Genomic DNA, 3,742 nt, shown 5'->3' on the forward strand with positions numbered 1-3,742 from the left:
TCGTAAATATCACTTTACGTTTAAAATCAATTGAATAGCTCATATAAATAATGTCATCAAAATTAAGTCGCTTAGCTATAATTGTATATTGGACATTTAATTTTGTGCACAATTGTTTAAATCTATTTTTGTTAATTCACTCATTATCACCAATAAAACTTTGGGCATTCATCTCAATTTCAAGTTGTTGATTATATTTGTTTGTCGCTGGGTGTATTTTGCAACCAGTTTGGCTAGGTTGAAGTTATGAGTGATAAATAAACAAGTAAATTGTTCAACTATAGCGGGAGCGACATTAACAATAACATTGGCAATTATTATTGAAAAATATTCTTTATAAACGCCAGAAGTGGTTTTTTGCATAATAGATAATAATTTTAATTCAGTAGCTTAAGAAACATTGCTTCTATTAAAGAAATTGATTGCCTGCTATCTGATAACATCATAATAAAGAAGAATTGTTTGCTAAATATAGCGATAAACCTATCTCCAATATTACATTCACATTTGTTGACCAGTTGGATAACGCTATTAATCTTACCAGGATGATCTGCAACAAGTACAATAATAATGATTCATTGTTGTTCACTATGTGGCAAGTCGTTTTCCTCATGAATTTATGATTTCTGAATATCTTATGGTAACCATAAAAAAAGCTTCTACCAAGATAAAAAAAATATATCAATATAATAAGTTTACATACTGAGTAGTGATAAAATGATATTTGATGGAACGAAATGGTCACATTTTGCTGATTTTTTAATTTTAAAAGATTTATTTTCTGATAAAAAATAATAAATTGAGTGAGAAAAACAAACTGTAAATAGAATGATAATCATTATGTATTTTTCTTAAAACAGAGTGGTTATTAATAAATTTCATTAAATTTTGTGTATAAGAAGGTTTTTTTCTTTAGACTGAAAAAGTAGCATAATTTTAATGTCTCATTTAGGAAAAAGGTTATGGTGAATAATTCGATTCAATATCGGAATTTTTTGCGTGGCAGTCTTGCTGCGATTGTTACCCCAATGGATATAAAAGGGCAAATAGATAAATCCAGTCTGAAAAAACTCATTGATTATCATGTTAATAATGGCACAACCGCAATTGTATCTGTTGGCACTACTGGAGAATCAACAACACTTGATCATAGTGAGCACTTGGATGTGGTATTGACGACATTAGAGTATGCTGATGGCAGAATTCCGATTATTGCAGGCGGTGGCGCAAATGCTACCAAACAAGCTATTGCATTAACTAAATCTTTGGAAAAAATGGGGGTTGTTGCCTGTTTGGCGGTAACACCATACTATAACAAACCTTCACAAGAAGGACTTTATCAGCATTTTAAAGCGATTGCCGAACAGACAGATTTACCGCAAATATTATACAATGTTCCTTCGCGCACCGGTTGTGATTTATTGCCCGAGACAGTTGCCAGATTAGCAAAGTTAGGTAATATTGTTGCCCTTAAGGAAGCTAGTGGTGATTTAAGCCGTGTGAATCGCATTCGCAGATTAATTAATGATAAAAATTTTATTTTGCTTAGCGGTGATGATGCAACTATGTTAGAATTTATGCAATTAGGTGGGCAGGGGGTAATTTCAGTAACAGCCAATATTGCCGCCAAATTAATGGCTGAAATATGCAAATTAGCATTATCAGAAAAGTATGCCGAAGCGCATAAGTTAAATGATCGACTAAGTGAATTGCATCATCAATTATTTATTGAGCCTAATCCGATTCCAGTTAAATGGGCTTGCTATCAATTAGGACTTATTAATTCTGATACATTGCGCTTACCGATGACACCATTAACACTGACCGGTCAAATAGCAGTACAAAAGGCGCTAAAGATCGCTGATTTACAAAAAATTTAGGGAAATTTAATGGCAAAAATATTGCACAAATCAAAGGCTATTAAGCTTGCTGGGCTGTCACTCGCTATATTTTTGGTAGCCTGCACGAGCAATCAACGTTATAAGCGTCAAGTCAGTGCTGAAGAATCATATTTAAATACACCTCCGTTAAAAAATTTGACGATCCCTGACGGCATATCGTTACCGTTACAAAACGGTGAATATGATATTCAGCCAGCTAATCAAAATGGTGCTGTAGGTAAAGCATTAGATATTCGTCCTCCTATTCAAACACTTTCGTTACTTAGTGATACCCATACCGAAAATAGCCTAACCGCGAGTCGCTTATTTTTAACTAATACAGCTGAAAACAGCGCCCTTTCCTTTGGTCGCAGATTAACGCTATTTTGCAACAAAAAATGATTAAAGTTAGGCAAAAAAATGCTTCTGACCACTCCTTGATTACCGGTTGGATTACCTGGCCGCGCGGAGATGAATATATTGCGATACAAACCAGACAGAAAATTCAGCTGAACCCAGAAAATAATCAAATAGTCATCACGGTAACTAATGAAAGTATCAAGCAGGGTGAAGAGAGCATCACCGATCAGGCAGAAATACAGCGCTATAATATTTTAATGTTAAATGAGTTGATTGATTCAATAAATAAGCTGCGTAGTACCGCAACCAGTTCTGGTGCCCAAGCTCCTTATGCCATTATTGATCTGCAAACGGGTAGTGTGATAGCAGTGGCTTACCTCAAATAATTGTACGTGCGCCTTATGATGTTGTTTGGGATAGATTACCCTCTGTGCTTGAAAGCATTGGTATGTAAGTTGGTGACCGTAGTCGTTCGACCGGATTAATTACCCTCACTTTTAATGGTATGAGTGATAGTGATTTGCAAGCGATTGGCGTCGATAACCCAACCATGACAAAAAGGGATTATAAATTACAAGTTGGCGATATGAATAATCGTAGTAGTCTGGAGTTTATGGCGTTAAAAGGGAAAACCTTAACACAAAAAAAATGATGAAATGGTCTCGGCATTAAAAGCGGCGTTTAGTAAAGTGAGTAGTAATTAGTTAATAAAACTGGGTTTATTACGATTAGCTATAACATTGCTCATATAAATGATGGATGGTTGGTAGTGATTTATTCACTATGAATCATCTGTTTTTTTGTTTTGCTCGGTCAGTTTTTAGGCTAATTAAAATGTTTCCAGTAAAGTAATTTAATTAACATAAATAACCGCTAATCTGTTATTCTCCTTTTACTAAAAAAGTAAACGTTTGCGTATTACGTTAAAGTCATATTTAAGCGTTTTTTTATTAAAATGATCAAATTTCGGAGTAAATAAAATCCAGAAAAAAGCTGAGTTGTATCGTGGAAAAGCGAAAACCGTATATTTTACGGATGATCCTAATTTATTAATATTAGAATTCCACAATGATACATCGGCACTAGATGGTGAGCGTATAGAGCAGTTTGAACGTAAAGAAATGATAAATAATAAATTTAATCATTTCATTATACAAAAACTGGAGCAAGCCGGCATTCCAACCCAAATGGAACGATTACTGTCAGATACTGAATCATTAGTAAAAAAATTAACTATGATCCCGGTTGAATGCGTTATTCGTAATCGAGCAGCTGGTTCTTTAGTTAAACGGCTTGGTATCGAAGAGGGTACTTTGCTTGAGCCACCTATAGAGCTAAGTGACTTAATTTTGATTACACCATATTGAGTGCGAACAAAATATCTGTGTCGCATCTAAGCGCTCTTTTTTTGCATTTAGCTTGTGCCCATTTATGTTCAATTGGATTAAGATCTGGCGAATAGGTAGGCAAATATTCCAGCATATGCCCCGCATCGATGATGA

Annotated in this window: 3 protein-coding genes and 2 pseudogenes; 3 read left to right on the top strand and 2 right to left on the bottom strand. The window is 34.5% G+C overall.

What is annotated here, in order from left to right; genetic code table 11:
- Positions 1-377: 377 nt before the first annotated feature.
- A complete protein-coding gene (locus tag ARSQ2_RS15055; RefSeq protein ID WP_181995256.1) occupies positions 378-575 on the bottom strand; it encodes an ACT domain-containing protein in 198 nt (65 codons plus the stop codon).
- Positions 576-962: 387 nt separating this feature from the next.
- On the opposite strand from ARSQ2_RS15055, the gene dapA reads away from it, so the two are divergent.
- The 3 genes and pseudogenes from dapA to ARSQ2_RS10385 form a co-directional block, all read left to right on the top strand.
- The gene (gene dapA, locus ARSQ2_RS10375) at positions 963-1,880 is read left to right on the top strand and encodes a 4-hydroxy-tetrahydrodipicolinate synthase (protein WP_181995254.1); all 918 of its coding nucleotides are present in this window, start codon (positions 963-965) and stop codon (positions 1,878-1,880) included.
- A gap of 9 nt (positions 1,881-1,889) precedes the next feature.
- A pseudogene (bamC, locus tag ARSQ2_RS10380) lies at positions 1,890-2,944 on the top strand (outer membrane protein assembly factor BamC).
- 276 nt (positions 2,945-3,220) lie between these two features.
- A pseudogene (locus ARSQ2_RS10385) lies at positions 3,221-3,592 on the top strand (phosphoribosylaminoimidazolesuccinocarboxamide synthase); the annotation flags it as partial.
- A gap of 1 nt (position 3,593) precedes the next feature.
- On the opposite strand, the gene ARSQ2_RS15060 reads toward ARSQ2_RS10385, so the two are convergent.
- Positions 3,594-3,722 (bottom strand): transposase, encoded by a 129-nt coding sequence (locus tag ARSQ2_RS15060; protein WP_238334460.1) that lies wholly within the window; start codon positions 3,720-3,722, stop codon positions 3,594-3,596.
- Positions 3,723-3,742 lie beyond the last annotated feature (20 nt).

This window comes from Arsenophonus endosymbiont of Bemisia tabaci Q2 (genome assembly GCF_902713415.1).
Classification (GTDB): domain Bacteria; phylum Pseudomonadota; class Gammaproteobacteria; order Enterobacterales; family Enterobacteriaceae; genus Arsenophonus.

What these genes read in the sequence shown, in the direction of transcription:
- dapA (WP_181995254.1), top strand. Translation starts at nt 963, where the DNA reads ATGGTGAATAATTCGATTCAATATCGGAATTTTTTGCGTGGCAGTCTT.
- ARSQ2_RS15060 (WP_238334460.1), bottom strand. Translation starts at nt 3,722, where the DNA reads ATGCTGGAATATTTGCCTACCTATTCGCCAGATCTTAATCCAATTGAA.